A 25858-nucleotide genomic window follows, 5' to 3' on the forward strand; every position below is an offset into this window, starting at 1 on the left:
TTGTGAGCGATCGCCCTATATCCCTTCTTATTGTAGACAAAGATCCTATTTTTCGCTTAGGACTGGAAACGATCTTAAGTAATAATTCTCAGTGGGAAATTTCTGGTCAAACGGATAATTTAACGGATGCTTTAAACCAGTTATCAAATAACAATTTTGATTTAATTAGTTTAGATTCTAATTTAATCGATGAGACGTTAACAGTTGAAACTTTCTATCAGCAAATAAAAGAAAGTCAACCGGAGATAAAACTATGTTTACTTAGTTATGATATTAGCTTAAAGCAACAACAAGAATTTAAAAAAATAGGTATCGAAGGCTATATTAATAAAGGAACAGTTATAGAAAGTTTACTTGAAAACTGGCAAAGAATTATCGAGGGGGAATTAATTTGGCCGACTATTGCTGGTGGTAAATTATCTGAAGTAAAGACGAAAAAAACTCAAAGAAATTGGTTATCTAAAGCAAGAAAATCGGGACTAGAACAAATTAATAGTAACTTGCAACTTATTAATAAAAATTTGAAAAAGCCTCCTACTTCTAAGTTAGATCGACTATTTTTGAAAGGAAGAAAAAGGGAATTATTAACAGCGAGGTGGTTAGTGGAACAGTTGTTACCTGTTGAGGTTATTGTCTTACCTTCTCAAGTAATCAGTAGGGAAAGTTCAGCATTAACAGCAAAAGTAACAGTAGAGGAAAAAGGGTTAACAATTTTTGATGACACTGTTTATAAACTGCAAAATAACCTTAATAACTTAACTAAATGTTCCTTAGAAATTGATATTTTAAAGTCTGAGAAGAAAAAAGAAGTATTAGAAATTGTTTTAAAACAATTGTACAGGATTATCAGTGATATTAAGTTTATCGAGAGAGATAATATTCAATTATCAAAAATAAGAAATAGCTTGTCAATTTTAGGTAGATTATGGCGAGAATCAGCTTTAATTTTTCTCAGTAAATACTGTAACGATCAAGAAAACTTTTCCCTAGAAGATATAGAAATAATTGTAGAAGACAACGAAGATATTGTCTCTCAAGAAATTTTAAAGAGAATACCTGGTATTCCAGAATTATTTGATTTTCTTTTATTAGCAAGTGATGAAAATATTCAGGAAATTGGCAAAGAAAAAGAAGAACAAGAAAAAATACTGCATAACCTTCTTATACAAGTTGCCAACGCTATTACATCATTGATTTTAAACTATTTTTCTAACAACGAAAAAATCAAAGAAAGATTGTATAATTTAGAAACAGTATCATCCAGAGAAATTGCCAAATTTAGAAACCGCTTAGCCTGGGAATACAGAAAAAAACAATATTGGGGAGAACCAAAAGACATTTTTGAAAGTCAGTATAGACTCTTCTTTTTCAACGAAAAAGGTATTGATTCCTCCGTTATTTATAGTCCCCGTCAACAAGAACTAAATAGTTTAAGGGGAATAAAATGGAGCGTAACCATACTATTAGAAATTAGAGACGCAACTTCTCCCTTATTGCGCTCATTAGTGGGGAAACTAGGCAAAGCATTAGTGTATATATTAACCCAAGTAATCGGGCGTGGAATTGGATTAGTTGGTAAAGGTATTTTACAAGGAATTGGTAATAGTCTTTCCGAAAGAGATTATCAGAAAAAACCAGCAAAACAAAAAACAAAATACTAAATTATTCGGAGTATCCAAAACAAGCTTTCTTACCCTTTATTATATAATAGCTAATCGGCTGAAATTTCCCCCCCTCTCCCCCTCTCCCCGTCTCCCCCTCTCCCCGTCTCCCCGTCTCCCCCTCTCCCCGTCTCCCCGTCAAACTCCAAAGATGATTTGTCCATAAAAATAAGATACTCCCAAATTATCCCTGAGAGACTCCCCTAGATACTGCTTAATGGTTCATAATAAAAGTAAAGAGTAATTTTTTAACAACAGACTGGTTATGAAAGATATCTGCTCCTTAACATCACGACAAAATCAAACTCAAACAACCATTCAAGAAAAACAACGGGAATTAACCCGTCCCCAACATAGTCGACAAAGTCGTTTCATGGGGTGGGGCAAATTAATAACCAGCACCCTTTTCCTACAATTATTGTTAATGGCCGGTCCAAGTTGGGGACAAGAGAAAGAAGAGAAATATAGTTATAGCCAACTTTTAAATGATATCAATGCAGGGAAAGTTACCCTGGTAGAAATTGATCCCAGACTACAAACAGCACAAGTAACCTTAAAAGGTCAAGAAGAACCCCGAGAAGTTCCCTTATTACAACAAAATCCCGAACTCATTAACAGTCTCAAAGCCAACAATGTCCAGATTGACTATAATCCTTCTCCCGACAACTCGGCTATGGTGCGGTTAATGCTACAACTCCCTATAGTTTTATTTATTTTATTCATAGTCATTGCCATTATTCGCCGTTCAGCTAGTATGTCCGGTCAAGCGATGAACTTTAGTAAATCCCGTGCTAGGTTTCAAATGGAAGCTAAAACAGGGATCTCTTTTGGAGATGTTGCCGGTATTGACGAAGCTAAAGAAGAACTAGAAGAAGTTGTTACCTTCCTTAAAGAACCCGAAAAATTTACTGCCATCGGTGCAAAAATTCCTAAAGGTGTGCTTTTAATCGGCCCTCCTGGAACAGGAAAAACCCTCCTCGCTAAAGCAGTGGCCGGAGAAGCAGGGGTTCCCTTCTTTAGTATTTCCGGGTCAGAGTTCGTTGAAATGTTTGTTGGTGTAGGTGCTTCACGGGTCAGAGATTTATTCAAAAAAGCTAAAGAAAACGCCCCTTGTCTCATATTTATCGATGAAATCGATGCAGTTGGCCGCCAACGTGGTGTTGGTTACGGTGGGGGGAACGATGAAAGGGAACAAACCCTCAACCAATTATTAACAGAAATGGACGGGTTTGAAGGGAATACCGGAATTATCGTTATTGCTGCTACCAACCGTCCCGATGTCTTGGACAGGGCCTTAATGCGGCCTGGACGCTTCGATCGCCAAGTTATGGTTGATTACCCGGATATGAAAGGCAGACAGGGTATATTAGAGGTTCATTCCCGTGATAAAAAGGTGGATGAGGAGGTATCCTTAGAAGCGATCGCCCGACGCACTCCAGGATTTACAGGTGCGGATCTCTCCAACTTACTCAACGAAGCTGCTATTTTTACGGCCAGACGACGCAAAGAAGCGATTACAATGGCAGAAATTAACGATGCGATCGATCGCGTGGTTGCTGGTATGGAAGGAACCCCATTGGTGGATAGTAAGAGTAAGCGATTGATCGCCTATCATGAAATCGGTCATGCTTTAGTAGGAACCATGATGGCCGGTCATGATCCGGTAGAAAAGGTTACTCTTATTCCCAGAGGTCAGGCCAAAGGGTTAACCTGGTTTACCCCGGATGAGGATGCAGGGTTAATTACCCGTAACCAATTATTAGCCCGTATTGCAGGGTTATTGGGGGGTAGAGCAGCCGAAGAAGTAATTTTTGGCGAAGATGAGGTAACGACCGGTGCAGGCAATGACATCGAAAAAGTGACTTCTTTAGCGAGACAGATGGTTACTCGTTTTGGGATGTCGGAACTGGGTTTATTGGCCTTGGAAGAGGATAATCAAGAAAATTATGCGGCCTTTGATGAAATTGCAACACAAATTGATTCACAGATTAATTTAATTGTAGAAAAATGTCATGAAAAGGCGCAAAATATTATCCGAGAAAATCGAGCGATGGTCGATCGTTTAGTGGAAATTTTGATTGATAAAGAAACTATTGAAGGGGACGAGTTTCGTCAGTTATTGGAGGAATTTAAGGAACCGGTTGATTCAGGCATTGAACTTTGTAAGTCAGTTTAATTCGTAGTGCAAGCATCTTGCTTGCTAACCTTAATTTAAGGGAACAGGCAACAGGCAACAGGCAACAGAAAAATGTCCTAATAGCCTTAGCCACTGCTATATGTATTGTATGATACTAACTTCGAGATTAGTACCCCCTTTTGTAGAGACGTTGCATGCAACGTCTCTACGGGGTTTTAGATGGAATAGATAAGCGGATTTTGTATTACACGGTAGTTTGACAGTTATAGCAGTCGCCAAAGCTATTAGGACATTTTTCTGTTCCCTGTTCCCTGTTCCCTGTTCCCTTAAAATATAATTTATGTGTCCTAACTAGCCTGTCTATTGCTATATAAAATTGTCACAATGGGACGTTGCTAATTCTTTGACTTAGTTTATACTAATGTTGTTTAAACATTTGTTATTTCTAGTGAGTAACATTTTTTATCTCTAGTTAGCAAGATTCTCACACTACTGGATCTCAAACGTACTGGAAACTACTATAATTGTCATTCCGAGATACGAGTAATCTCTCTTAACTGTAATTCCAATAAACCAGGAATCTCATATTAGATATCATTCCGAGTTAAGCTGACACGCATTTATTAGACAGTCTCTAAACCTTTATTTGTTACCTGTTACCTGTTACCTGTTCCCTTGTCTAAACTAGCGATTTGAATGTTTAAAAGCTTACGAAGAATATCTCTTAACTTCCTAACAACATATACTGGTGTAAATCATGATTAGTTACGAAAAGCTTTTCATTTATTCTGTAATTCCTTTTGTCTTAATAGGTGCCTTTTTGGTTAATGCTATGACTAATAAGGAAGAAGATTCTGTTTCGACTGCTACAAAAGAAGGCATAACCTTTACTTGTGAACAAGACGAATATAACGGTCAAATGGTTCCTGCAACTGTAGTTAATAAACCGAAGTCACAAACACAAACAACGATTATTTCCTGGAAACCTGAGAATTATTATTTTGGGGAAAAATGGAGTCCAGAAGAACGTTGTAAGGAGGTTGCTAAACGGTTTCAAAGAATACATAATCGTGATGGTTTAAAATATGTTGTTGCGGAAGTAGATACTTGGGTTCCTGATAGAGATGTTAATGTAGTTTGTGCAGTTAAAAATGAAAATGCTGTTTGTAATGAAGATGATTTATTGTTTACTTTAGAAGGAAAAGATAATCCTAATGAGGTGTTAAGAGATTTGATTAATCGTCGTCAGTTTCCTAGTAAAGAACCTGTGTTAGTTAGAGGAGAAAAAAAACCAGAAACTTTTGCAGAAGGTAAACGAGTTTATTATGATATGTCTGAAATTCTTATTGATGAAGAATCAGAAGAACCTGCTTTTTAGATTTTTAGAGGGAACAGGGAACAGGCAACAGGCAACAGTTGGAGTTTATTATGGCTTATTTTTCAGAAAGGCAACGGGGAACGGGGAACAGGCAACAGTCAGAGTATCTTATGTCTGAAGTTAGGGATTTTAAGGATCTGAAAGTATGGCAAAAAGGTATGATTATTGCTGAAAAATGTTATGTTCTAACACAAAAATTTCCTAAAGAAGAAATTTATGGTATGGTTCAACAAATTAGGCGATCAGCAACTTCTATTCCTGCTAATATTGCGGAAGGTTATGGGAGAAGATCAACAGGAGATTATGTAAGATTTTTGAATATTGCTCAAGGTTCTATCAATGAATTAGAAACTCATCTTATTTTATCCGCAAGAGTCAATCTATGTAATTTTAATGATATAGAATCAATTATTGATGAAATTAAGCAGGAAAGCAGAATGATTATTTCTCTTATCAAGAAGTTGAAATCATAAAATTCTGTTCCCTGTTCCCTGTTCCCTCTTGCCTCTATCAACCATTATCTAATTACTATTAATCATGAAATTATCTCAATTAGCAACAGCAGCAGTTATTACTTTAGCTTCTATATTTTCTAATCCTATAGAGACTATAACTCAGAAAAAGTTGACTATTTCTTCAGCTTCAGCGCAGGCAACTTATCAAGAATCAAGAATAGAAATAACAGAAAATACACCAGTAAATGAAATCAATCATTTTTTCTTTATGATAGAGAACTTATGGAGCTATAATGTATATGTTTCTGAATCAGATAAGAAAAATCTAATAGAAGATTTGGAAAAAATTGAAGCTATAACAAAATATCACGATGAATATCGTTGGGATAGTATATGTCAAGTTTATCTTATTGCTGAAGCTTATGATAAAGCTGTCAAAGCTTGTGAAAAAGATTTAGAATCTGGAGAAATACCAAATCCGTGGCATTCAATACACCAAGCTTATATTGCAACCAAACAATATGATAAAGCAATGAATTCTCTTACAAAAAGTATTAATAATGATGATAAAAATAATCAGGAACAAGACCCTTTTATTCATAAACTTATTGGAGATGTTTATTTTTCGTTGGGTAACTATAATAAAGCTATTAAAAACTATAAAGAACCAATAGATTCCTTAATAAATGCCAGAGAAGAAAAACAAAATGATGGGAGTTTAATTGCATTAATCCAATCAAATCTTGGATTAGCATTATTAAGAGAAGGAAAAGAAAGTGAAGCAGAGAATTTGTTTCTAGAAGCTATGAAAAATGATCAAATATATTGGAATTATGAGCTAGACGGCCTTAGTATGTATGGTAATGAATTGGGTGGACTTTGGGAAGGATATGTATTAGGACAAATTCAGGGAATATTCCCTCAAGGATTAACAGAATTAAGAATTAAACAAAACAACTATACAGATGCTTTAGCGTTTGCCGAATATGGACGTACTCGCACTCTTTCTTATTACATCAGTCGTAATACAGAATCATCTATAAGCATTGATGAAATTAAAGATATTGCCAAAGAACAAAACGCAACATTAATCAAATACTTTACACCTACAAGTATCGATTTTGGTTATGCCGCAATACCTCAAGAATACGAACCCAAAGTATATATCTGGGTAGTTAAACCAACGGGGGAAGTTCACTTTGCTAACGTTAACCTCAACCCAAAAGAATCAGTTTCTGCTGCTAATATTCCTGTTATTCCTATCCTTATACTCGTCATCGGTACAGGTTTAACCGTATATTTCCTTCGTAACCGAAAACCCTATTTAATTGCAGGACTAACCCTAACAGCTATTGCAACAGCAACAACCCTCTTTATACACCAAAATAATCCCGTCGCTACCAACGTTAACTATAATATTGATGGTTCCATTGCCGATCTTTCTAATAATACCTTTGCCACAGTTAGAGGAAGAAACAGCCAAGAAGTTACCGAAAACTTAAAAGAAGGAACCTGTCATAAAGATGACGACTGTTTACAACAACTGCACAAAATATTAATCGATCCTATCGCTCAACATTTACCCAGCAACCCAGAAGAAGAAATAGTTATTATTCCAGACGGGGAACTCTTTAAAGTTCCTTTTGCTGCACTAAAAAATAACAATAATCAATACCTGATTGAAAACCATACCCTGAGAGTTGCACCTTCCATTCAATTATTAAAATTTACCGCACAACAACAAGCTAAACAAACCCCTAAAAATTTTAAAACAGCCTTAATTGTTGGCAACCCAGAAATGCCTAGAGGTAACAATAATCAACCTCTTGATCCCTTACCCGGAACCGAAGAAGAAGCTTATGCGATCGCCGAATTATTGGATACAACTCCCCTTATTGGAGAAAATGCAACCGAATGGCTAATTAAAAATAATATAGAATATGCAGACATCATCCACTTTGCAACTCATGGAGATCCCACAAGCTTAGTTTTTGCCTCTTCCAGCAGCAATGATGGCTTTTTACGGGACGGAGAAATTTACGGTTTGGATCTACAAGCAGAATTAGTGGTTTTAAGCGCGTGTGAGACAGGTTTAGGAGAAATCACCAGTGATGGTATTGTCGGCATTTCTCGTCCCTTCATCGCTGCTGGAGTCCCCAGTGTGGTCATGTCTTTATGGTTAGTTCCCGATGCAGCAACCTCTGAATTAATGATTGACTTTCATAAGAACCTGCAAACAGGACAAAACAAAGCCCAAGCATTACGCCAAGCCATGTTAAGCACCATGAAAACCAACCCCGAACCGGTTAACTGGGCCGGTTTTATTCTTGTCGGGGAGTCTGATCCTATTCAGTGAACAGTGAACAGTTAAGTAGGGTGGGTTAGACGGCTATAATTTAGGTAATAATTAGAATATAAAAATCCGTCGTAACCCACCATTTTCATTAAGTAGGCTGCGTTTAGTCAATAGGTTTAACTGATATTTTTCACCAGTACATAAAAATTTAATAATAAAACAAATAAAATCAATTCCAAATTAGTTACAGTCAAAATCAACCCTTTTACCTATTTTATGTTCCCTGTTCCCTCTGTAAACTAGCTAATTTTATCAAAGGTGCAAGATGTGAGTTATAATTGATGAGAATTTTAGAATTGACGATAATGTATGAAAGGAATTCAATTTATTGTCGATGATCAGGGTCGAAAAACGGCCGTTGTTATTGATTTAAAACAATGGGGAAAAGAATGGGAAACTTTTTACCAGACTTTATGCGAAGATGTTCCATTAGATGAAAGTTGGTTACATAAATCTCCTTTCGTTGAAAAACTTGATCAAGCCTTAGAATGGAATGCAAATCATCCACCACAAACCTCAAATTTAGATGAATTAGAAACGAATATAGAACATAATGAGTAAAATATTACTCGATCTTAATAACCCAGTGTTTCAGAAAGATTTATTTAATTTACCTAAAGTAGAGGCAGTGGCTATCTTAAAGACTTTTCGGAAAATTTCTCAATTAACTTGGGAACAATTATATAAAGATAAAGGCTTGAAATGGGAGATGATTCGTTCCAAAAAAGGTAAAAAAGGAGAGACTCTATATAGTTTGAGAGTTACCCAAAAGTGTCGGTGTATTGTCTTGAGAGAAGGGGATTATTTAAGATTTTTATCCTTACATTCCGATCATGATTCAGCGTATAAATAATACACATCTATTCAATAATATCTATTGGTGTCAATTATCAATTCCACTTCTAATCAATCAGTAAGGGTAATATCCCATTCTGACCAATCTTCTTTTTCTTGTGCCATCTCTTGATAGGTTTCCTCCCATGATAGTTGTTCATCGCCACAATTGACTGGTTGTTTTTGACTTTGTTGTTCTAATAAGTGAAAGGCTTCGGTAATCACTTGATCAATGCTTTGATATCTTCCCGTTTTTAGTTTTTCTTTGACAAAATTTTCCTGTTCAAGAGTAAGAATAATTGACATAGCTGTAACTCTTTTTCTAATCTTATTTTTTGCCTTCTTCCATAGCATACATCATTTATCGCTAAACGCAGTTAAATAGGGTGGGTTAGAATGAACAATAAACAGTTATATTATCCAAAATCTTCTACGAGAATGAAAACGAAAAGAATTATTAGAGAATGTTGCAAAATCAGAACAAGATTATGTACAGGGTAAGATTGAGCGCGGTTCAGTTAGTGATTTTATGAAACCCTTAGAAAAATACGACAAATAGTAATAAAAAATTCTGCTTTTAGCAATTTGTTATCATAATGAAGTGTATTAAAATTCTACGAAAATGTCGATATTCAATGTCAATCAATTACATAATTTTTCAGATAAATTAGTACAAAAAATTCCTCATCTAAAAATACTAATTTTGTTTGGTTCGAGAGCAAGAGGTGATCATGATTCTCATAGTGACTGGGACTTTGCTATATTGTATGATGAAACCAAAAACCAAACTATGACAGGATTTAATCTTTTAGAAATTTATAGTATTCTAGCTGATATATTTAACATTCCTGATGATAAAATTGATCTGGTTAATCTTGAATATTGTTCTCCTTTAATTGCTCATTATGTAAGTCGTGATGGACAGCTTTTATATGAACAAGAAACAGGATTATTTGAAAATTTTAAAAATAAACACCTACTAAACCAACAACAATTATCTACTATTCAAACCTCTCTGCGAGAAAAATTAGAAAATTTTTTACAACGGAAAGGACTATGAAAACATTAGACTCAATTACCAATCATGATTAAATTACTTTTAATAGTTAGTTTGGTGGGTTTAATGGTATTAAACCCCTACAATAATCTTTATCCCCGAAAAAAGATCAAAAAGTTTCAAAATACTCATATACACAGGATCGCACGGTTGTCAACATCAGTTTACAAAAATTAAAATATCATTTTTAAAACGTTACAATCTGATGGATCAATTTAGATAAAAATTTCAACAGTAGGGAAGTGCTTTTAACGGAGTTTAGGCATTTGCCAGGAAAAAGCTAATCTGTAGGTACACTTATTTCCCGATCCTACCTGATAGGCAAGATAACACGAAAATAGCCAAAATGCAAATATGGAGCAAAATAAGTCAAAATCAGCCAAAAAAAAGACAATGTTAACTTGTGTAAATTCAGAGTTTTGTTTTGTAGATTAAATATCAATTAGTTTGATATATAACTATCCGTTATCAGTTACCAGTTATATTCATCTTAATTATTAACTGTTCGCTGCTAAAAAAAATTGTTTAGAAAATATTAAGAGTATAATGTAGTCTTAAGTTGTTGTGTGTGGGAATAGAATGCTTAAACCACTGAAAGATAAACGTCCTCTTCTGATTCTATCTAGTATCGCGTTACTAGGTTCTATCAGCACTGTTGCCTTAACTCCGAAAGTCCTAGAATGGTTTGAAACAAGACAACAAGCTAAAGTCGAAACTGCCCTAGAAGAAGACATTAACCAGCCATCCCTTGTCTTAACCCTAGCTGAAGTTCCGCCACAACAAAGACGAGAACAACTAGAAGCGATCGCAGCGTCTAAAAATCTCTCCCTAGAAAGAAGTCGGGCCCGTTACTTATTAGCCAGTGATCTCCTCAAAGAATACGAAGGCGGCCCAGCTTTACGGCAATTGGAAGGGTTAGAAAAAGAATATCCCCCCATGAAGCCCTATATTCTTCTTAAACGGGGTCGTGGTTACGAGTTAACCAATGAAACAGACTTAGCACAAAAAACCTGGAAAGAACTAATAAAAACCTATCCCGACTCTTTAGCCTCTGCTAAAGCATTATATAAACTGGGAAACTATGATCCGAGTTATTGGGACCAAGGTATTGAAAAATTTCCCCAACATCCCAATATTCAAACGGTGATCCGTAAAAGGTTAAAAGAAAACCCCAATCAACCTAAACTATTGCTCTTGTTAGCAAGATACGCAGCCAATGACCCCCAAACCAACCCCATACGAGATCGCTTAGTTAACCAATATGCGGCACAACTAACCCCCGAAGACTGGCAAATAATCGCCGACGGTTACTGGAGAGTCAATGATTTTTACAAAGCAGCCATCGCTTACCAAAAAGCCCCCAAAACTCCTCAAAATTACTATCGCATCGCTAGGGGACAACAAGTGCAACCCCGAGGTAATAACAGGGAAACGGTAATCGCTGCCTATCGTCAACTCATGTTTGGTTTCCCTCAAGCCCAAGAAACAGCCCTCGGGCTGAAACGATTAGCTCAATTATCCCCTCCACAGACCGCTATCACTTATTTGGACGAAATTATCAAAAAATTTCCCGAACAAGCCCCAGAAGCCCTTTTAGACAAGGCTAAATTGCTAGATAAATCGAATAGGGGGACGGAAGCGGCCGCAGTTCGTCAAACCCTTTTATCTCAATACGCCAACTCAGACGCAACAGCAAAATATCGTTGGCAAATGGCTCAACAAGCAGCAGAAAGAGGAGATGCTCTCGAAGCTTGGACTTGGGCCCAACCTATCACCACCAATAACTCTGATAGTTCTATTGCCCCCAAAGCTGCTTTTTGGGTCGGAAAATGGGCAGCAAAATTGGGTCGGGTACAAGATTCTCAATCCGCTTTTGAATACGTAGTTGCCCGTCATCCTCAATCTTACTATGCTTGGCGATCGGCGGTACAGTTAGGCTGGAATGTGGGGAATTTTAACAATATTCGTCAAATGTTGCCCCAAGTTAATAAACCTACAAGTCGTCCTCTTCCTCCTGCTGGTTCTCCCATGTTTAAGGAGTTGTATCGTTTAGGAGAAGATCAAGATGCGATCGCTTTATTCCAAGCAGAAATCGCTGATAGCCAAGAATTAAGCGTTAATGAAGGATTTACCGATGCTTTATTAAAGTTAGTTCAAGGGAAAAATCTGCAAGGAATTAATCAAGTTTGGGCCCTTCAGAAAAAAGATGATCCCGAACAACAAAAACAATGGCAAGAACTCAGAGAAACGGATAAATATTGGCAAACTTTATTCCCTTTTCCTTACTATGGTCCCATTACAGAATGGTCTAACCGTCGTCAATTAAACCCTCTTTTAGTTACCTCTTTAATGCGTCAAGAATCACGTTTTGAAAAGGAAATTAAGTCTCCAGTTGGTGCAACCGGTTTAATGCAGGTAATGCCGGCAACAGGGGAATGGGTAGCTAATCAAATTAATTTAGACAATTATTCTTTAACCGATCCTGATGACAACATTAATTTAGGAACTTGGTACTTAAATTATACCCATTCTAAATATAGTAATAACTCTTTATTAGCGATCGCTAGTTACAACGCCGGACCCGGTAATGTTTCAAAATGGGTAAGAAGATATCAGGAAAGTGATCCTGATGCTTTTGTGGAAAAAATACCTTTCCGAGAAACAAAAGGATATGTAGAAACTGTGTTTGGTAATTATTGGAATTATCTACGGATATATAACCCGGAAATTTCTCAATTATTAGAAAGATACTCCAAATAAGAAGTTTTTCAGTGAACAGTGACCAGTGGCCAATAATTAATAACTGGTAACTGTTCACTGGTCACTGTATAGTTAAACAGGTAAATTCAGTAAAAGTAAAATACTAGAATCTATATCATCCCCTAGATTTGTATACTTTATAATCTCATTTAAGATTTGATTTTTAGGAATACGTAAAACTTCAATTATTTCATCTTCATGAATATTTTGCTCTCCCGATTTTTCACTGTATTTACTAACAAAAATATGTGCCTTTTCATTTGTTAAGCCAGGAGAACGATCAATGGTCAAAAAATAGTTGATATCTAGAATCTTATAACCTGTTTCTCCTTCCGCTTCTTTGGCTGCAATTGGTATTATTTTATCTAATGAAGCATCAGGAAAAGCTCCCATAGGCGCACTAATTACAAATTTATTAACGGGAGGTCGATATTGACGTATTAAAATTAGAGAATTGGTTTTTTCTGTAAATCCAAAAACAATTAATAACACTTTTTTGGCATCAGCATAAACCCATTTTCCATTCATAAATGGTTTAGTTTTAACCGAAAAAAAATCATTTTCCATAAGGATTAAACTTTTAAGAATTAGATAGTTTGATATTGTCTAAAACAATCAAAGGATGATTTTCAGGCAAGATATTATTTTCCACAATATTGCTACCCTCATTATTTTCTCCCTTATAAAAGAAGACAATATTATGATAAAAATGAATCTCAATCAGATTTTTATCAAAGTAAGAAGGAACATACCCAGGACGATCAAATTCTTCATAGTTTAGACAGTCCACTAAACTTTTGAATAGTCCCATTGTAGTTGTCACACTGTTTAAATCATTACTATTCCCTCCAAACATTTTCCAGTAGGAAGTCTGAGTATCTTCAACCACATAAATTCCTCCATCTCTAAGCAAAGGAAAAAGAGTTTTGAAAGATGTAATTACATAGCTATTAATATGACAGCCATCATCAATAATAATATTAAATCCGCCAACTTGCTCAACAATATTTTCTAAAAAAATAGCATCATCTTGACTTCCTTGAAAAATTTTTATTCTTTCTTCTTCAAGACCTGATTTATCATAGATATCAATGCCATAAATTACACTATTAGGAAAAAAATCCCTCCACATTTTTAAAGAAGCACCACCAGAATTAGTATCACTAAATCCACCAACACCTATTTCCAGAATATTCAATTTTTCAAATCTTAGGGATTCAAAATGCTTTTGATAATGCTGTGCATAGGAATGACTATTCCATTTATCACTTTGGTAATAAGTAGCTAAACTCATTAAGTTATTACTATCAGGACTAGACATAGTTGATATTTGCTGAAAAATCCATAATATTTGATATTTTTGCTTCATTTGATTTTAGCTAATCAATTAGCAAAAGTCAATAGTAAATTTAAAAGAGCTAACCAGTTACGCTAAGCTGGTAGTATACTGAGAAGTATGAATATGAAGCAACTTCGAGAACAAGCGGGGCTAAGAACCATTGATGTGGCCTATCATTTAGATGTAGCTGAAAGCACTGTCCGCAATTGGGAGTATGGACGGACTATGCCTAGACTGCGTGCAGATCAATTTGCTCAATTGTGTGAACTCTACAAATGTTCAATCCATAAGTTAGCTCAAGCATCTCAGAATTCCCAAGCTGAAGCTCTTGGAAATAATCGTCAATAATATTAGTTAATATTCTAATAGTTTTCCTTTAGTTTACCCTCATAACATAGAGAATTTAGGGGTATTATAGAATAATAAGTCTAATTTATTCCCATTGTCTCATTTTTTCCCTTATTAATCATTATTTCAAATTAATTGCGCTCTTGCTTGAGTGAGAACTTTCCCCGCAGATTGAGCAAAAACAAAAGTGAGTAATAACCCCAAAATAAAATCTGGCCAAAAAGAACCTGTTAAGAAAACTAAGCCAGCAGTTAGCAATACTGAGGTATTGGCAATAATATCGTTACGAGAACACAGCCAAACTGAAGACATATTAATATTATCGTTACGGTGACGAATTAACAGAAAAAAGCAGATTAAGTTAGCTATCAAAGCTAAAAGACCAATTTCGCTCATTACTTGCACTGTGGGGACTGTTTGAGCAAATAATTGATAGGTGGCTCTGGCAAATACTGCGATCGCGGACATAAACATAATACCACCTTTAAGGATTGCTGCTCGTGCCTGGGCTTTATTGCCTCTTTGAATTACATAAAGGCTACAACCATAAACTAGAGCATCACCAAGCATATCTAAAGAATCTCCAGTTAAAGACAATGAATCAGCCTTAATACCTCCAATAAACTCTACTAAAAACATTACTGCATTAATTACCAAAATAATCCATAACACCTTACTCTGGCGTTTTTGCAGCTTTTGTAATTCCTTTGCTTTGTTTTGACAACAGTGTTCTGACATAATGTACAATTTGACGTTCAAATGAATGTTTGAATAATATCAATGATATCGTGCAAACGTTCAAAAGAACATTAGAATGTAAATTAAATTAATAATGACGGTTATTCAAAAAGAGAAAAATAAAGTAAATAATATTTAAACTAACTTTTGCAAAGAATAAATAAGAATATCAGTTACACGCTCATCTTTTAAAGAATAATAAGCTAATTTGCCGTCATTACGGTATTTAACTAATTTTAAATCTCGCATTTTTCGTAGATGATGGGAAGCAGTTGCGATCTTGACATTTAACATAGCAGCAATATCGCAGACACAAAGCTCATCGCCGTTTCTGAGAGCATAAAGGATCTTAACCCGCAAGCGATCGGCTAAAACATTAAATATAACCGTCATTTCCTCTAAAGTATCTTCTGAGGGTAAAGTTTCCCTAATTTGCGCAACTAAATCGGTGTTGAAACATCTTACTTGACAAATATCGTCTGCTTTGGTTTTACTCACGGGTATTTAAGGGCAACGGTTAAATATATTTATTTCAATGTTACAGGATACAAATTACTTAAGTCATTGGTGCAATCTCCCCTTGCGAGGTAAGCTTAAAACAGAAAGCGGATATAGGAAGAATTATTTGCCCAAGAAAATTAGAGAATTAAAAGCTATGCTATTGAAAGCAGATTGTATTTGCGAACAAGGAAACGGAAGCCACACTAAATGGAGTCATCCTTTGTTAAATTACAAAATAACTATATCTGGTAAAGATGGGAATGATGCTAAACGCTATCAAGAGAAAGATGTAAAAGATTTTCTTAAAGATATCAAGGAGGTTCAAAAATGAAATCACGCTACAGCATTGTAATTCAATGGTCAGATGAAGACCAATGTTATATTGTTTCTCTACCCGAATTTGGCAAATATGCTCGAACTCATGGCGATACTTATGAAGAAGCCGTAAAAAATGCTCAAGATGTTTTAGAGTTACTAATAGAAGATAATAAAAATCTTCCACAACCAAACATTTATCAAAGCTTTGCTGCTAAATCCTCATAAAATAACTAATCTAATCAAGACTTATATGCTAAGGCAAAAACTGAAACTACCTTTTGAGTTAGAACTTTACAGACAAAAAATAGAAGCTACTCTTAAGCCTTATATCAAAATAAAAGAAAGAGCAAACAATAAACTCGATCTATGGCAAAGTAAGTTTGGTGGTTTACTATACCTGCCCAAAGGTGTAGATTATCCTAAAAATGCCAAAGGAGAATATTTATATTTGTTGGCGCAAATTAATTTCTCAGAAGTACCTAATTTAAAAAACTTTCCAAAAACAGGAATTTTACAGTTTTATATTTTACCTAATGAATTTTATGGTAAATACCTTCAATCTCCAGTAGATCAGGAAGATTTTCGCATTCTATATATTCCAGAAATAACCTATGATTCCAAGAAAATAATTACTGATTTTGATTTCTTACCAAAATTACAGTTAGATACTAATATTTTTCCAATTAAAAATAGTTGCTCGTTAGAATTTAGTTGTGAAATAGCACCCATGAGTTTTAGTGATGGTAATTTTACTTCTCAAATAGGTTATGAACTTTACGATATTTTGTGCAGTAATCACCAACTTTGGGATGAATATACTCAAATTGCAGATTGTGGCTCAAATATTGGAGGATATCCTACTTTTGTCGTTGAAGGTGATGAACGCTTTTATCATTTACCAGATGAAGATTATAGACATTTTATTCTACTGCTACAAATAGACTCTAATAACAGTGAAAATATATGTTGGAAAAATAGTGATGGAGTTGGAAATTTCTTCATAGAGCAATCTGCTTTAAAAAAACTAGATTTTTCTGAAGTATTTTATGCTTGGGATTGTAGTGATTAAGATAAAGGCAGGACATTTATGTTATTGTAAGACATTACTTTACTAACCTTAGTCAAACCTAGCTATTCTTAGAATAATCGGGCCAAAATTTGTATTAGCGATCGCAATTTTCAGCATTTAGATGAGGAAGAAGATATCTGTAATACCTAAACCTCAACCTGGAGAAATATGGCTAAATTATTTATTATTTTCGGCTATTTTTGTGATATCGTTTGTAAAGTGGTTAGAAAATGCGATCGCTCAAATGAAACAAACAGAAGAACCGATAGTTTTAACACTGAATGATAAAGCTGAAAGTTTACCCATATAAGTTATCCGACTGAAGATGTAAGTTGTTATGTTTTTGAGGAGATATTGTGGATACTAATGAGTGCTATGTATATTTTGCTTTGGACGGTGAAGATTTTGAACCAAATGATGTGACTGATTATCTAAATATTGAACCTACATCAGTGAGAAGGAAAGGAGAAAGATTACCAGGTAGAATACCCAGATACAGTTCTTGGGTATTATCAACACAAAAGATAATAAACGAAATAATTGATGTTGATGAAATGGCATCAGAACTAATTAAAATTTTGGAACCAAAAACTAATCAAATAAATGAAATTGCCGAAAAATTAAATCTTGCTACTCGATTAGAAGTGGTACTTTGGATTACAACGGATGATACTCAAACTACTCCAATGATAAGCTTTAATGTCAATAGTATTAATTTTTTATCAAATGTGAATGCGTATATTGATATTGATATTGATATTTATCGAAATTAAAATTAAGAAGTATAATCACGGTCTGTAATCAATTGCGATCGCCTAATTTTTGAAAAGCTATTATACCATTTTCATCAACTTAGACTACATAAATTCATCTTGTAGGGGTTAACGAATGAAATAAGAAAAAAGTCCTATTAATCAAATGACTAACAAAAAGAATAAGCAAAAAATCACCTAATCGCCAAACTAGGTTTAACAATTGCTGGAACGATACTTTTACAAGCCATTCTTGCACCACCAATATTTCTGGCAACAGGGCCAATGCGTAAAGCAGCTAAACCACCCATAATAAAAAAGTTAGACTTGGGCAGACGTAAATATTCATCTAATACGGGTAAACCGTTAACTATTTCTGTGGGATAAACCTCAAGTACCTCTTGCAACAGAGGATGTTCTATAACACTAAATCTCGTACCAGTAGCCAACCAGATACGGTTAAATTTATGTTGACTTCCGTTGTCACAATCAATCTGCCAGAGATTATCTTGCCATTGCGCAGTGCTAACTTGACAGCATTCATTGATTATCATTGTACCTTCAGACACTGCCTTTCTTAATTGCAGCATCATTTCAGGAGTCATTGAACCACCATTACGGGCCTGCTGTATTTGCTGGTAACGCATAGACCAATCAGTTTCGGCGTGAAAGTCCTTGAGATATTTCGGTCCTAACCAACCTGGGTCCGCATCAAAAATTTTTTCTTGTAACTGTTTTCTGGTCATTAAAGTAACAGTCGCCCCCAGTTTGATCGCACCTTTAGCTAAATGTCCGCTAGTTAACCCACCACCAACAATTAAAACTCTTTCTCCTGTTAATTTAAGTTGGTTGAGATTTACCTGTTGAGAATGACATAATCTCTCTGAGGGGTAATCTGAGGTAATCTTCTCTACCCAATCAGGAAACTGTCTTTTTCCGCTTCCCGTAGCTAATACCACTCTACGAGTCAGAATAGTTTCTCCCGTGTCTAAAACCAATTGAAATCGCGAACGTAAAGCACATTTAATTGGTAGAATCTGGATAACTTTAGCTGGATAAACCTTATCAGTTAACTTCCAGCGACGAATAAGCTCATCACAGAAATCGTTAAATAGTTTTGTCCCTGGTCTATCATAGGGAGAAAACAATTCATGATGGCGATGTTCAGCAAAAGTTCTTAATTGATGTGGGTTAGGATCAGGATGATGAACCGCCGGCGATCGCAAAGCAGGAATTTGTTGCGCTGCAAATTGTTGTTGCCATTGACTCATCCACGTTTGACTGGGATCGAAAATTAAAACTTTATGATCATACTTTGCACTTTTTTGTAAGAGGTGTGTGGTTAGCGTTAGTGCCTGAACCCCTGCCCCAATCATCGCTAGGTCTATATAATTAGGTAGTGTCACTGTGGATTAATAAAGGGAATAATAATGATTATTATACAATGAGAATGATTATCATTTTAATTGAGCATTTATCCACTAGATTATATGAGTTCTATGAATCAATATTTATCCCTAGTCCATGGCCTTCGTTCAAAAGCATCTTTACAACGTATTTTCATTACTGCTTTCACTTTTTTAAGTGCGATCGCTTGTAGTCCAGAAACAACTCCACCAACAAGTTCTGATCCTACACCAGAAACAAGTTCTGGTCCCAAGATTGTCACTACTTTTTTACCAGTTCATTTGTTTACTAAAGCTGTAGTAGGAGAGACGGGACAAGTAGATATTTTGATTTCCCCTGGGAACGAAGTTCACGACTATCAAGCGACCCCAGAAGATGCAAAATTGTTAGCACAAGCCGATGTTTTAGTAGAAAACGGTTTGGGGATGGAAGCGTTTTTATCAGATTTAGTTGCCAATGCAGGTAATTCTGAACTTCAGCAAATTGATTCTAGTAAAGGAATAGAAGCAATGGACGGGGAGCATGGACATGATGAACATGGACATGATGAACATGGACATGATGAACACAAACATGATGAACACAAACATGATGAACATGGACATCACCATCCAGAGGGAAATCCTCACGTTTGGTTAGATCCTGTTTTAGCGCAACAACAGGTAGCGAATATTAGAGATAGGTTAATTGAAATCGACCCCGATAATGCAGATAGCTATCGTAGCAATGCTCAAGCTTATATTGAACAACTACAACAGCTAGACAGTGAATTTAAAGAAAAATTAGCCCCCGTTCAAGGTTGTAACTTTATTACTTTTCACGATGCTTTTCCCTATCTAGCACAACGCTACGGACTGGAACAAGAAGCAATAGTGGAAATTCCTGAAGAGAGCATTACTCCCCAAAATATCCAACGGATAAAACAAATAACTGAGGAACATTCTGTTAAAGCTTTATTAACTGAACCAGGAATTAAAGACAAACGGGTTGAGCAAATATCCAGTGACTTAAATCTATCTCTCGAAGAAATCAACCCTCTTGAGGCAGGAGAAACAGATCCACAATATTATTTTGTAGCGATGCAAGGTAATTTGGAAGCGTTATTAAGAGCGTGTCAGTAAACATTTATCATTGAACATTGAACATTGAACATTTATCATTGAACAATAAATACTGATAAATGGAAAATACTAAATGTTAAATGAAAAAAATGTTACCTACGATAAGGCTTATAAATTCGCCATCAGAATTCTTAATGCCTACAAATATTTACAAGAAGATAAGAAGGAGTTTGTTTTGTCCAAACAATTATTAAGAAGCGGTACATCTATCGGAGCAAATATTGCAGAAGCGAATGGCGGAATTTCTCCAGCAGATTTCTCAGCAAAAATATCTATCGCTTATAAAGAAACCCTAGAAACAAAATACTGGCTTTCTCTACTCAAAGATACAGACTACATCGACGAAAAATCATTCAGCAGCATACATCAAGATGCCGATGAAATAGCCAAAATACTCTTTTCTATTCTGAAAAACTCCAGAATCAAAAAACAGTGAACATTAAACATAAATGATAAATGTTAAATGCTCAATGATAAATGATGAATGATACCATTGTTACAGTCAAAAATCTATCGGTAATGCGTGGGGAATATCTAGCAGTAGATAATGTGTCTTTTGAATTATTGCCAGGTACTCATACTGCCATTATTGGTCCAAATGGTGCAGGGAAAAGTACCTTGATTAAATCTATTTTAGGGTTGCTTGAAGCGCAGTCAGGTGAAATTAGCTTTTTTGATAGTAATGGTAAACGGTTAAAGCGATTAAAACAGGAAATTGGTTATATTCCCCAAAAGTTTCCCTTTGAGCGCACTTTTCCGCTAATAGTATCAGAGTTAGTTGGTTTAGGCTTAAATAGCAAATACTGGTGGTGCGATCGTAAACGTAAACGAGAGATTATCTACCAAGCTTTAGAAAAAGTTCATCTAACCAAACAAGCAAACCAAAAAATCGGGACTCTTAGCGGAGGGGAGTTAAAGCGAGTTTTATTAGCTTACTGTTTAGTAGTTCCCCGTCGTCTTTTAATTCTCGATGAAGCTTTAGCCGGGGTAGATGCGACAGGAGAAATGGAATTTGCTGCTTTACTTAATAGTCTCAAAAAAGAACAAAACTGGACAATATTGGAAGTTTCCCACGATTTAGATTTAGTTAGTCGCTATTGTGACTCAGTAATTTGTTTAAACCGTCGCTTACTTTATCAAGGTTCCCCTAAAACCACTCTCACTGCCGAAAATCTCTTGCACATATACGGTGCTTTAGTCAGTCCTACTTGTCATCATCATAATGAATCTAGTCAACTTCCTGAATCTTTTTAGTTTACCCTTTATGCAACGAGCGGTACTAGGTGGTGTACTGCTTGGTATTTTAGGGGGTATTTTAGGTAGCTTTTTAATCCTGCGTCGTCTCTCCCTATTCGGGGATACGGTGGGACATTCAGCCATGCTAGGAGTGGTTTTGGCTGCTTTATTAGGACTTCCTACCACTTGGACGTTAATTGGTTTTACCGTTGCTTTTGGTTTAGGTGTAATTTATTTAATTGACAAAACCGATCTCGGTAGCGATACAGTCTTGTGTATTTCCCTATCGGGTTCCATCGCTTTAGGTACAATTGGTTTTAGTTATTTAAAGGGATATCGGGGTAATTTATTATCGATTTTATTTGGTGATATTTTAGCTATTAGTAATACAGATTTAATTTTATTGTTATTAATTTTAGGCGTAACTATAGCCTGGATTATCATTAGTTTACCAGAACAAATTTTACTTACCCTGAATAGCGATTTAGCTGTAGTAAAAGGTGTACCTGTTCGCAGCCATCGTTATTTTTTTATCATGCTTTTAGCAATTACTATCGCTCTAACTATTCGTGCTGTTGGTATTTTATTGGTCAATGGTTTTTTAGTTATTCCTGCGGCAACTGCCAGATTAATTTGTCAGCAGTTTGTCCCTTTTTTAGTTACTGCTGCTGCCATAGGTGCCACCAGTGGAGTAATGGGAATGGTTATTTCTGGGGCGATCGATTTACCTAGTGGTCCGAGTATTGTTTTGGTTCAGTTATTTGCGTTTTTGGTTGTAGCTTTATGGTGTCGGCAAGTTTGATAGAATATGTTTAAAGTTTATCTTTTTATGGGGAAACTATGCGGTCAATTGAGCAACTAACAGAGGAAATATTATCCTTGCCTAATGCTTCAAGGGTAATTCTTGCAGACAAATTGGTAGAAAGCTTAGAATTTGATACCGATTCAACAATTCAGTCAATTTGGATAACTGAAGCCAAAAAGCGACGGGATGAAGTTCGGGATGGTTCTGTGCAAGTAATTCCAGGAGATCAGGCGTTGGCTCAAGTTAGAGGTATGATTGAGCCGTGAAGTATGTATTTCATCCTGAAGCACTGACAGAATATGCTGATGCTGTATACCATGATTATTGGCTATGATATCCAGACGTTTTCTTGATGTCACCTACAAATATACTGAATAATAAATAGTTAGGGCTTTTGTGTAAATGACCTCATAGTAGCGGGGAACAAAAAATGGCATCAAAAGGAAAGACATGGTTGGCTTTGCTCAAAAAACCGTTAAATATATTTTTGCATAAGACGGATTTTGAAATAAAGGTTGACGATGCCTTAAATCAAATAGGAACTCAGTCAGCACTTATTACTGGTTTCTCATTTGCAATAATGATGCAAGAATTAAGCTCAATCAATAAACTAGGAATATTTTCTACGCTATATCTTATCTTATCTGCAATAACCATTATATTGGAGTTATTCGTAACATTTGGTTCAGGCGTTCTTGCTATTTCAGTAAAGCCTAATGGAAACCCCAACGCAATCCCTCAAAGCACGATATATCAAATATGGTGGGCATATATGATAGGAATCATTGCATTTGCAATATCAGTCTTTCTTATTTTGTATGATAAATTGCATATTCTAGGTAATGGAGGTGCAGCAATATCACTTTTAATTTTATTTTTAATGGTGATTGCTATTTTTTATTCTAGAAATTTAATGAGAACAATACATGATTACCAAAATCCACCAGCTAATTAGCGAAACGGCTTATTATTTGTATATTAGCTGCATTGCCTAATGAATCAAAAATGCGAATAATTTTAATTATGAACTATAGAAACTACATCACAGTTGAAGCGAATAAACGCGGTGGGAAGCCTTGTGTACGGGGTTTGCGAATTACAGTATATGAAGTTCTTGAATACTTAGCTTCTGATATGACTGAAGCAGAAATTCTCGATGATTTTCCCGATCTGACACGAGAAGACTTAAAAGCTTGTATTGCTTACGATCGCCTGAAAGTTGGTCAAGCAAATACATGGTACGATCTCCTAAACTATAAATAAGTCAATTACGCAAACATATACCCATGACACTTGCTGATGTACTTCCTGCTATTAGACAACTATCTGCAACAGAAAAACTAAAACTAATCCGCATTTTGGCAGAAGATTTAGATGTAGCTGACAATATTGCTCCTTTAGAACCTTTTAAAACCTACGAGCTACCAACGCCATACGATAATTTTGGGGTTGGTGATGTTTTAATAGAAGCCTTAAATGAATCTGAGGAAAATTGCCAATAAAGTATGAGATTTAAGTATTCAACTAACAGTCCAAATCAAAACGAATTCGATAGTTTACCCAGAATACCAATTACTTTACATAAAAATAATCTAAGTATTCAAACAAATGGTTTAGTAGATAGTGGAGCAACAGTTAATGTCTTACCTTATCAATTTGGTATTCAATTGGGTGAGGTTTGGGATAATAATCAAGCTGTTATTCAATTAGCAGGCAATTTAAGCAATCAATCAGCAATACCTGTTTCGGCAATGGTCAAAATTGCAGATTTTCCTTCTACTAGATTGGTATTTGCCTGGACAAATCGGCCTAATTTACCTTTGATTTTAGGTCAGACCAATTTCTTTCTTGAATTTGATGTTTGTTTTTATCGCTCTAAGTTAGAGTTTGAAGTTAACCCTAAGTCTTAGTATGATGAGTGTTGATTATTTTCCCTCTGAGATTTACCAAGTAAATACATAATGCGATCGCCCGTAATTTTAAAGCAGTAAAAAAGGCGATCGTATAAGGTTCATTGATAATCAAATCAAGAAATACCATAACCAAGATATAATCTAAAAAAATCAAAGATATAACAACCAAATTATGAGCTTTAGTGATGTAGTAGAAACAATTAAAAACCTTTCAGTAGAAGAAAAGCAGGAAATCCAAGCTTTATTAACTCAATATCTGCGTGAAGAGCGAAGAGAAGAAATATATAACAATTATCGAAAAAGCATCAGCGAAGAGCAACAGGGGGAATTAAACTTTTGTTCAAGTATTGACGAATTAAAACAATTAATAGGAGATTTTATATAATATTAAATTTAATTTTCTTGTATCTGATCTGTTTTGAAAAGAAGAAAAAACAAAATTAAAGAAATTAGCGATCGCCATACAAAAAAAATAATAAGTAGTCGGACATAAATAGATACCACTATATTAAGAAATATTAATAAATCTGCAACCCTTATCTGTTGCCTGTTCCCCTTTCTCTGTTACTTTTTCTGACAATTAACTTTAAATATGTTTGACTACTTAATAATAATCAAAATCATTGTATGATAATTATAGTCATATTAATTGCATCCATTTCCGATTTCTCTAAAGCTCTTTTTTTGTAAAATTATGGTTCAATTACATCGTCCCCGTCGTTTACGTCGTACTGAAGCTCTACGTTCGTTAGTACGAGAAACCCAATTAACGGTTAATGACTTGATTTATCCCGTGTTTGTCATGGAAGGAGAAAACCAACAAGAAGAAATCCCTTCTATGCCCGGAATTTATCGTTATACCCTCGATTTACTACTCAAAGAAATAGCTGATGCTGCTAACTTAGGAATCAATGCGATCGCACTTTTTCCCCTCATTGCTACTGACAAAAAAGATAACGCAGGAACAGAAAGCTATAACCCTGATGGTTTAGTACAGCGTACTATCAAAGCCATTAAACAAGAAATTCCTGAAATTATTGTCATTACTGATGTAGCACTTGATCCTTTTTCTAGCTATGGTCATGATGGCATAGTTAAAGACGGTGAAATTCTCAACGACGAAACAGTAGAAGTATTAGTCAAACAAGCAGTCTCCCAAGCAGAAGCAGGAGCAGACATAGTAGCCCCTTCCGATATGATGGATGGTAGAATAGGGGCGATTCGTCAAGGTTTAGATGCTGCTGGTTATTTTGATGTAGGAATCCTGGCTTATTCGGCAAAATACGCCTCAGCTTATTATGGACCTTTCCGCGATGCGTTAGAATCTGCCCCTCAATTTGGGGACAAACAAACCTATCAAATGAACCCGGCTAATAGTCGAGAAGCGATTAAAGAAGTGGCTTTGGATATTGCTGAAGGTGCGGATATTGTTATGGTTAAACCAGCTTTAGCTTATCTCGATATTATTTGTCGCATCAAAGAATATACCAACTTACCTGTTGCTGCTTATAACGTCAGTGGTGAATATGCAATGGTTAAAGCTGCTGCGGAAAAAGGTTGGATTGATGAAAAGAAAATCATTTTGGAAACTCTTACCAGTATGAAACGGGCAGGGGCAGACTTAATTTTGACTTATTTTGCCAAACAAGTCGCTTTGATGTTGCAGTAGGGAT

General features: G+C 35.5%; 32 protein-coding genes. 25 read left to right on the forward strand and 7 right to left on the reverse strand.

What is annotated here, in order from left to right:
- Window positions 1-2 precede the first annotated feature (2 nt).
- The 7 genes from QNJ66_RS05590 (at window position 3) to QNJ66_RS05620 (ending at window position 8840) form a co-directional block, all read left to right on the forward strand.
- Entirely contained in the window at window positions 3-1661 is a 1659-nt protein-coding gene (locus QNJ66_RS05590; protein ID WP_300503838.1) for a DUF3685 domain-containing protein, read from the forward strand.
- 373 nt (window positions 1662-2034) lie between these two features.
- The gene (gene ftsH, locus QNJ66_RS05595) at window positions 2035-3837 is read left to right on the forward strand and encodes an ATP-dependent zinc metalloprotease FtsH (protein WP_300503933.1); all 1803 of its coding nucleotides are present in this window, start codon (window positions 2035-2037) and stop codon (window positions 3835-3837) included.
- Between the two features lie 718 nt (window positions 3838-4555).
- Window positions 4556-5176 carry a COP23 domain-containing protein gene (locus tag QNJ66_RS05600; RefSeq protein ID WP_300503840.1) on the forward strand — a complete coding sequence of 207 codons (621 nt, stop codon included), beginning with the start codon at window positions 4556-4558 and terminating at the stop codon, window positions 5174-5176.
- A 50-nt stretch (window positions 5177-5226) separates the two neighbouring features.
- Complete coding sequence (locus QNJ66_RS05605; RefSeq protein WP_300503842.1) at window positions 5227-5649, forward strand: four helix bundle protein; 423 nt, start codon at window positions 5227-5229, stop codon at window positions 5647-5649.
- Between the two features lie 64 nt (window positions 5650-5713).
- Window positions 5714-7987, forward strand: coding sequence for a CHAT domain-containing tetratricopeptide repeat protein (locus QNJ66_RS05610; protein WP_300503844.1), 2274 nt, complete (start codon window positions 5714-5716; stop codon window positions 7985-7987).
- Between the two features lie 309 nt (window positions 7988-8296).
- Entirely contained in the window at window positions 8297-8548 is a 252-nt protein-coding gene (locus QNJ66_RS05615) for a hypothetical protein (protein ID WP_300503845.1), read from the forward strand.
- A complete protein-coding gene (locus QNJ66_RS05620; protein WP_300503847.1) occupies window positions 8541-8840 on the forward strand; it encodes a hypothetical protein in 300 nt (99 codons plus the stop codon). The genes QNJ66_RS05615 and QNJ66_RS05620 overlap by 8 nt, the downstream gene beginning before the upstream one ends.
- A 53-nt stretch (window positions 8841-8893) precedes the next feature.
- Here the strand turns inward: QNJ66_RS05620 and QNJ66_RS05625 are convergent, their stop codons facing one another.
- Window positions 8894-9127, reverse strand: a complete 234-nt coding sequence (locus QNJ66_RS05625) for a type II toxin-antitoxin system ParD family antitoxin (protein ID WP_300503849.1) — start codon at window positions 9125-9127, stop codon at window positions 8894-8896.
- Between the two features lie 316 nt (window positions 9128-9443).
- Between QNJ66_RS05625 and QNJ66_RS05630 the strand changes: the two genes are divergently transcribed.
- Both QNJ66_RS05630 and QNJ66_RS05635 read left to right on the forward strand, forming a co-directional pair.
- Window positions 9444-9881 carry a nucleotidyltransferase domain-containing protein gene (locus QNJ66_RS05630; protein WP_300503850.1) on the forward strand — a complete coding sequence of 146 codons (438 nt, stop codon included), beginning with the start codon at window positions 9444-9446 and terminating at the stop codon, window positions 9879-9881.
- Window positions 9882-10457: 576 nt separating this feature from the next.
- The gene (locus QNJ66_RS05635; protein WP_300503852.1) at window positions 10458-12638 is read left to right on the forward strand and encodes a transglycosylase SLT domain-containing protein; all 2181 of its coding nucleotides are present in this window, start codon (window positions 10458-10460) and stop codon (window positions 12636-12638) included.
- Window positions 12639-12710: 72 nt separating this feature from the next.
- Here QNJ66_RS05635 and QNJ66_RS05640 read toward each other — a convergent pair whose 3' ends face one another.
- The gene (locus tag QNJ66_RS05640; protein WP_300503854.1) at window positions 12711-13205 is read right to left on the reverse strand and encodes an NUDIX hydrolase; all 495 of its coding nucleotides are present in this window, start codon (window positions 13203-13205) and stop codon (window positions 12711-12713) included.
- Between the two features lie 13 nt (window positions 13206-13218).
- Complete coding sequence (locus tag QNJ66_RS05645) at window positions 13219-14007, reverse strand: hypothetical protein (protein ID WP_300503856.1); 789 nt, start codon at window positions 14005-14007, stop codon at window positions 13219-13221.
- A 93-nt stretch (window positions 14008-14100) separates the two neighbouring features.
- On the opposite strand from QNJ66_RS05645, the gene QNJ66_RS05650 reads away from it, so the two are divergent.
- Window positions 14101-14325 (forward strand): helix-turn-helix transcriptional regulator, encoded by a 225-nt coding sequence (locus tag QNJ66_RS05650; protein WP_300503858.1) that lies wholly within the window; start codon window positions 14101-14103, stop codon window positions 14323-14325.
- 126 nt (window positions 14326-14451) lie between these two features.
- Here the strand turns inward: QNJ66_RS05650 and QNJ66_RS05655 are convergent, their stop codons facing one another.
- Window positions 14452-15063: a cation transporter gene (locus QNJ66_RS05655; RefSeq protein WP_300503859.1), complete on the reverse strand. Its 612-nt coding sequence runs from the start codon at window positions 15061-15063 to the stop codon at window positions 14452-14454.
- 135 nt (window positions 15064-15198) lie between these two features.
- A complete protein-coding gene (locus tag QNJ66_RS05660) occupies window positions 15199-15567 on the reverse strand; it encodes a metalloregulator ArsR/SmtB family transcription factor (RefSeq protein WP_300503934.1) in 369 nt (122 codons plus the stop codon).
- A 31-nt stretch (window positions 15568-15598) separates the two neighbouring features.
- Between QNJ66_RS05660 and QNJ66_RS05665 the strand changes: the two genes are divergently transcribed.
- From QNJ66_RS05665 to QNJ66_RS05680, 4 genes are all read left to right on the forward strand, one after another.
- Window positions 15599-15895 carry a type II toxin-antitoxin system HicA family toxin gene (locus tag QNJ66_RS05665; RefSeq protein WP_366146273.1) on the forward strand — a complete coding sequence of 99 codons (297 nt, stop codon included), beginning with the start codon at window positions 15599-15601 and terminating at the stop codon, window positions 15893-15895.
- The gene (locus QNJ66_RS05670; RefSeq protein ID WP_300503861.1) at window positions 15892-16107 is read left to right on the forward strand and encodes a type II toxin-antitoxin system HicB family antitoxin; all 216 of its coding nucleotides are present in this window, start codon (window positions 15892-15894) and stop codon (window positions 16105-16107) included. Before QNJ66_RS05665 ends, QNJ66_RS05670 begins: the two co-directional genes overlap by 4 nt.
- A 25-nt stretch (window positions 16108-16132) precedes the next feature.
- Window positions 16133-16951 carry a YwqG family protein gene (locus QNJ66_RS05675; protein WP_300503863.1) on the forward strand — a complete coding sequence of 273 codons (819 nt, stop codon included), beginning with the start codon at window positions 16133-16135 and terminating at the stop codon, window positions 16949-16951.
- A gap of 356 nt (window positions 16952-17307) precedes the next feature.
- On the forward strand, window positions 17308-17724 hold the full coding sequence (locus QNJ66_RS05680) for a DUF4279 domain-containing protein (protein WP_300503865.1): 417 nt from the start codon (window positions 17308-17310) through the stop codon (window positions 17722-17724).
- A gap of 173 nt (window positions 17725-17897) precedes the next feature.
- Here QNJ66_RS05680 and QNJ66_RS05685 read toward each other — a convergent pair whose 3' ends face one another.
- Window positions 17898-19109 carry an FAD/NAD(P)-binding protein gene (locus QNJ66_RS05685; RefSeq protein WP_300503867.1) on the reverse strand — a complete coding sequence of 404 codons (1212 nt, stop codon included), beginning with the start codon at window positions 19107-19109 and terminating at the stop codon, window positions 17898-17900.
- 93 nt (window positions 19110-19202) lie between these two features.
- On the opposite strand from QNJ66_RS05685, the gene QNJ66_RS05690 reads away from it, so the two are divergent.
- The 9 genes from QNJ66_RS05690 (at window position 19203) to QNJ66_RS05730 (ending at window position 24182) form a co-directional block, all read left to right on the forward strand.
- Window positions 19203-20231: a zinc ABC transporter substrate-binding protein gene (locus tag QNJ66_RS05690; RefSeq protein WP_300503869.1), complete on the forward strand. Its 1029-nt coding sequence runs from the start codon at window positions 19203-19205 to the stop codon at window positions 20229-20231.
- A 73-nt stretch (window positions 20232-20304) separates the two neighbouring features.
- On the forward strand, window positions 20305-20667 hold the full coding sequence (locus QNJ66_RS05695) for a four helix bundle protein (protein ID WP_300503870.1): 363 nt from the start codon (window positions 20305-20307) through the stop codon (window positions 20665-20667).
- A 41-nt stretch (window positions 20668-20708) separates the two neighbouring features.
- Window positions 20709-21485, forward strand: a complete 777-nt coding sequence (locus tag QNJ66_RS05700; RefSeq protein ID WP_300503872.1) for a metal ABC transporter ATP-binding protein — start codon at window positions 20709-20711, stop codon at window positions 21483-21485.
- Window positions 21454-22269: a metal ABC transporter permease gene (locus QNJ66_RS05705; protein WP_300503874.1), complete on the forward strand. Its 816-nt coding sequence runs from the start codon at window positions 21454-21456 to the stop codon at window positions 22267-22269. The genes QNJ66_RS05700 and QNJ66_RS05705 overlap by 32 nt, the downstream gene beginning before the upstream one ends.
- Before the next feature lie 38 nt (window positions 22270-22307).
- Window positions 22308-22538, forward strand: a complete 231-nt coding sequence (locus QNJ66_RS05710) for an addiction module protein (protein ID WP_300503876.1) — start codon at window positions 22308-22310, stop codon at window positions 22536-22538.
- A gap of 164 nt (window positions 22539-22702) precedes the next feature.
- Window positions 22703-23227, forward strand: coding sequence for a hypothetical protein (locus QNJ66_RS05715; RefSeq protein ID WP_300503878.1), 525 nt, complete (start codon window positions 22703-22705; stop codon window positions 23225-23227).
- 68 nt (window positions 23228-23295) lie between these two features.
- On the forward strand, window positions 23296-23535 hold the full coding sequence (locus QNJ66_RS05720) for a DUF433 domain-containing protein (RefSeq protein WP_300503879.1): 240 nt from the start codon (window positions 23296-23298) through the stop codon (window positions 23533-23535).
- A 23-nt stretch (window positions 23536-23558) separates the two neighbouring features.
- Window positions 23559-23774 (forward strand): hypothetical protein, encoded by a 216-nt coding sequence (locus tag QNJ66_RS05725; protein WP_300503881.1) that lies wholly within the window; start codon window positions 23559-23561, stop codon window positions 23772-23774.
- A gap of 3 nt (window positions 23775-23777) precedes the next feature.
- Window positions 23778-24182, forward strand: coding sequence for a hypothetical protein (locus QNJ66_RS05730; RefSeq protein ID WP_300503883.1), 405 nt, complete (start codon window positions 23778-23780; stop codon window positions 24180-24182).
- Here QNJ66_RS05730 and QNJ66_RS05735 read toward each other — a convergent pair.
- Window positions 24172-24312, reverse strand: coding sequence for a hypothetical protein (locus tag QNJ66_RS05735; RefSeq protein ID WP_300503885.1), 141 nt, complete (start codon window positions 24310-24312; stop codon window positions 24172-24174). The genes QNJ66_RS05730 and QNJ66_RS05735 overlap by 11 nt on opposite strands.
- A gap of 45 nt (window positions 24313-24357) precedes the next feature.
- Here QNJ66_RS05735 and QNJ66_RS05740 point away from each other — a divergent pair, with 45 nt between their 5' ends.
- The gene (locus tag QNJ66_RS05740; protein WP_300503886.1) at window positions 24358-24570 is read left to right on the forward strand and encodes a hypothetical protein; all 213 of its coding nucleotides are present in this window, start codon (window positions 24358-24360) and stop codon (window positions 24568-24570) included.
- Window positions 24571-24879: 309 nt separating this feature from the next.
- Entirely contained in the window at window positions 24880-25854 is a 975-nt protein-coding gene (hemB, locus tag QNJ66_RS05745; RefSeq protein WP_300503888.1) for a porphobilinogen synthase, read from the forward strand.
- Window positions 25855-25858: the final 4 nt, after the last annotated feature.

Source organism: Crocosphaera sp. (assembly GCF_030064895.1).
In the GTDB taxonomy this organism is placed as follows: Bacteria; Cyanobacteriota; Cyanobacteriia; order Cyanobacteriales; family Microcystaceae; genus Crocosphaera.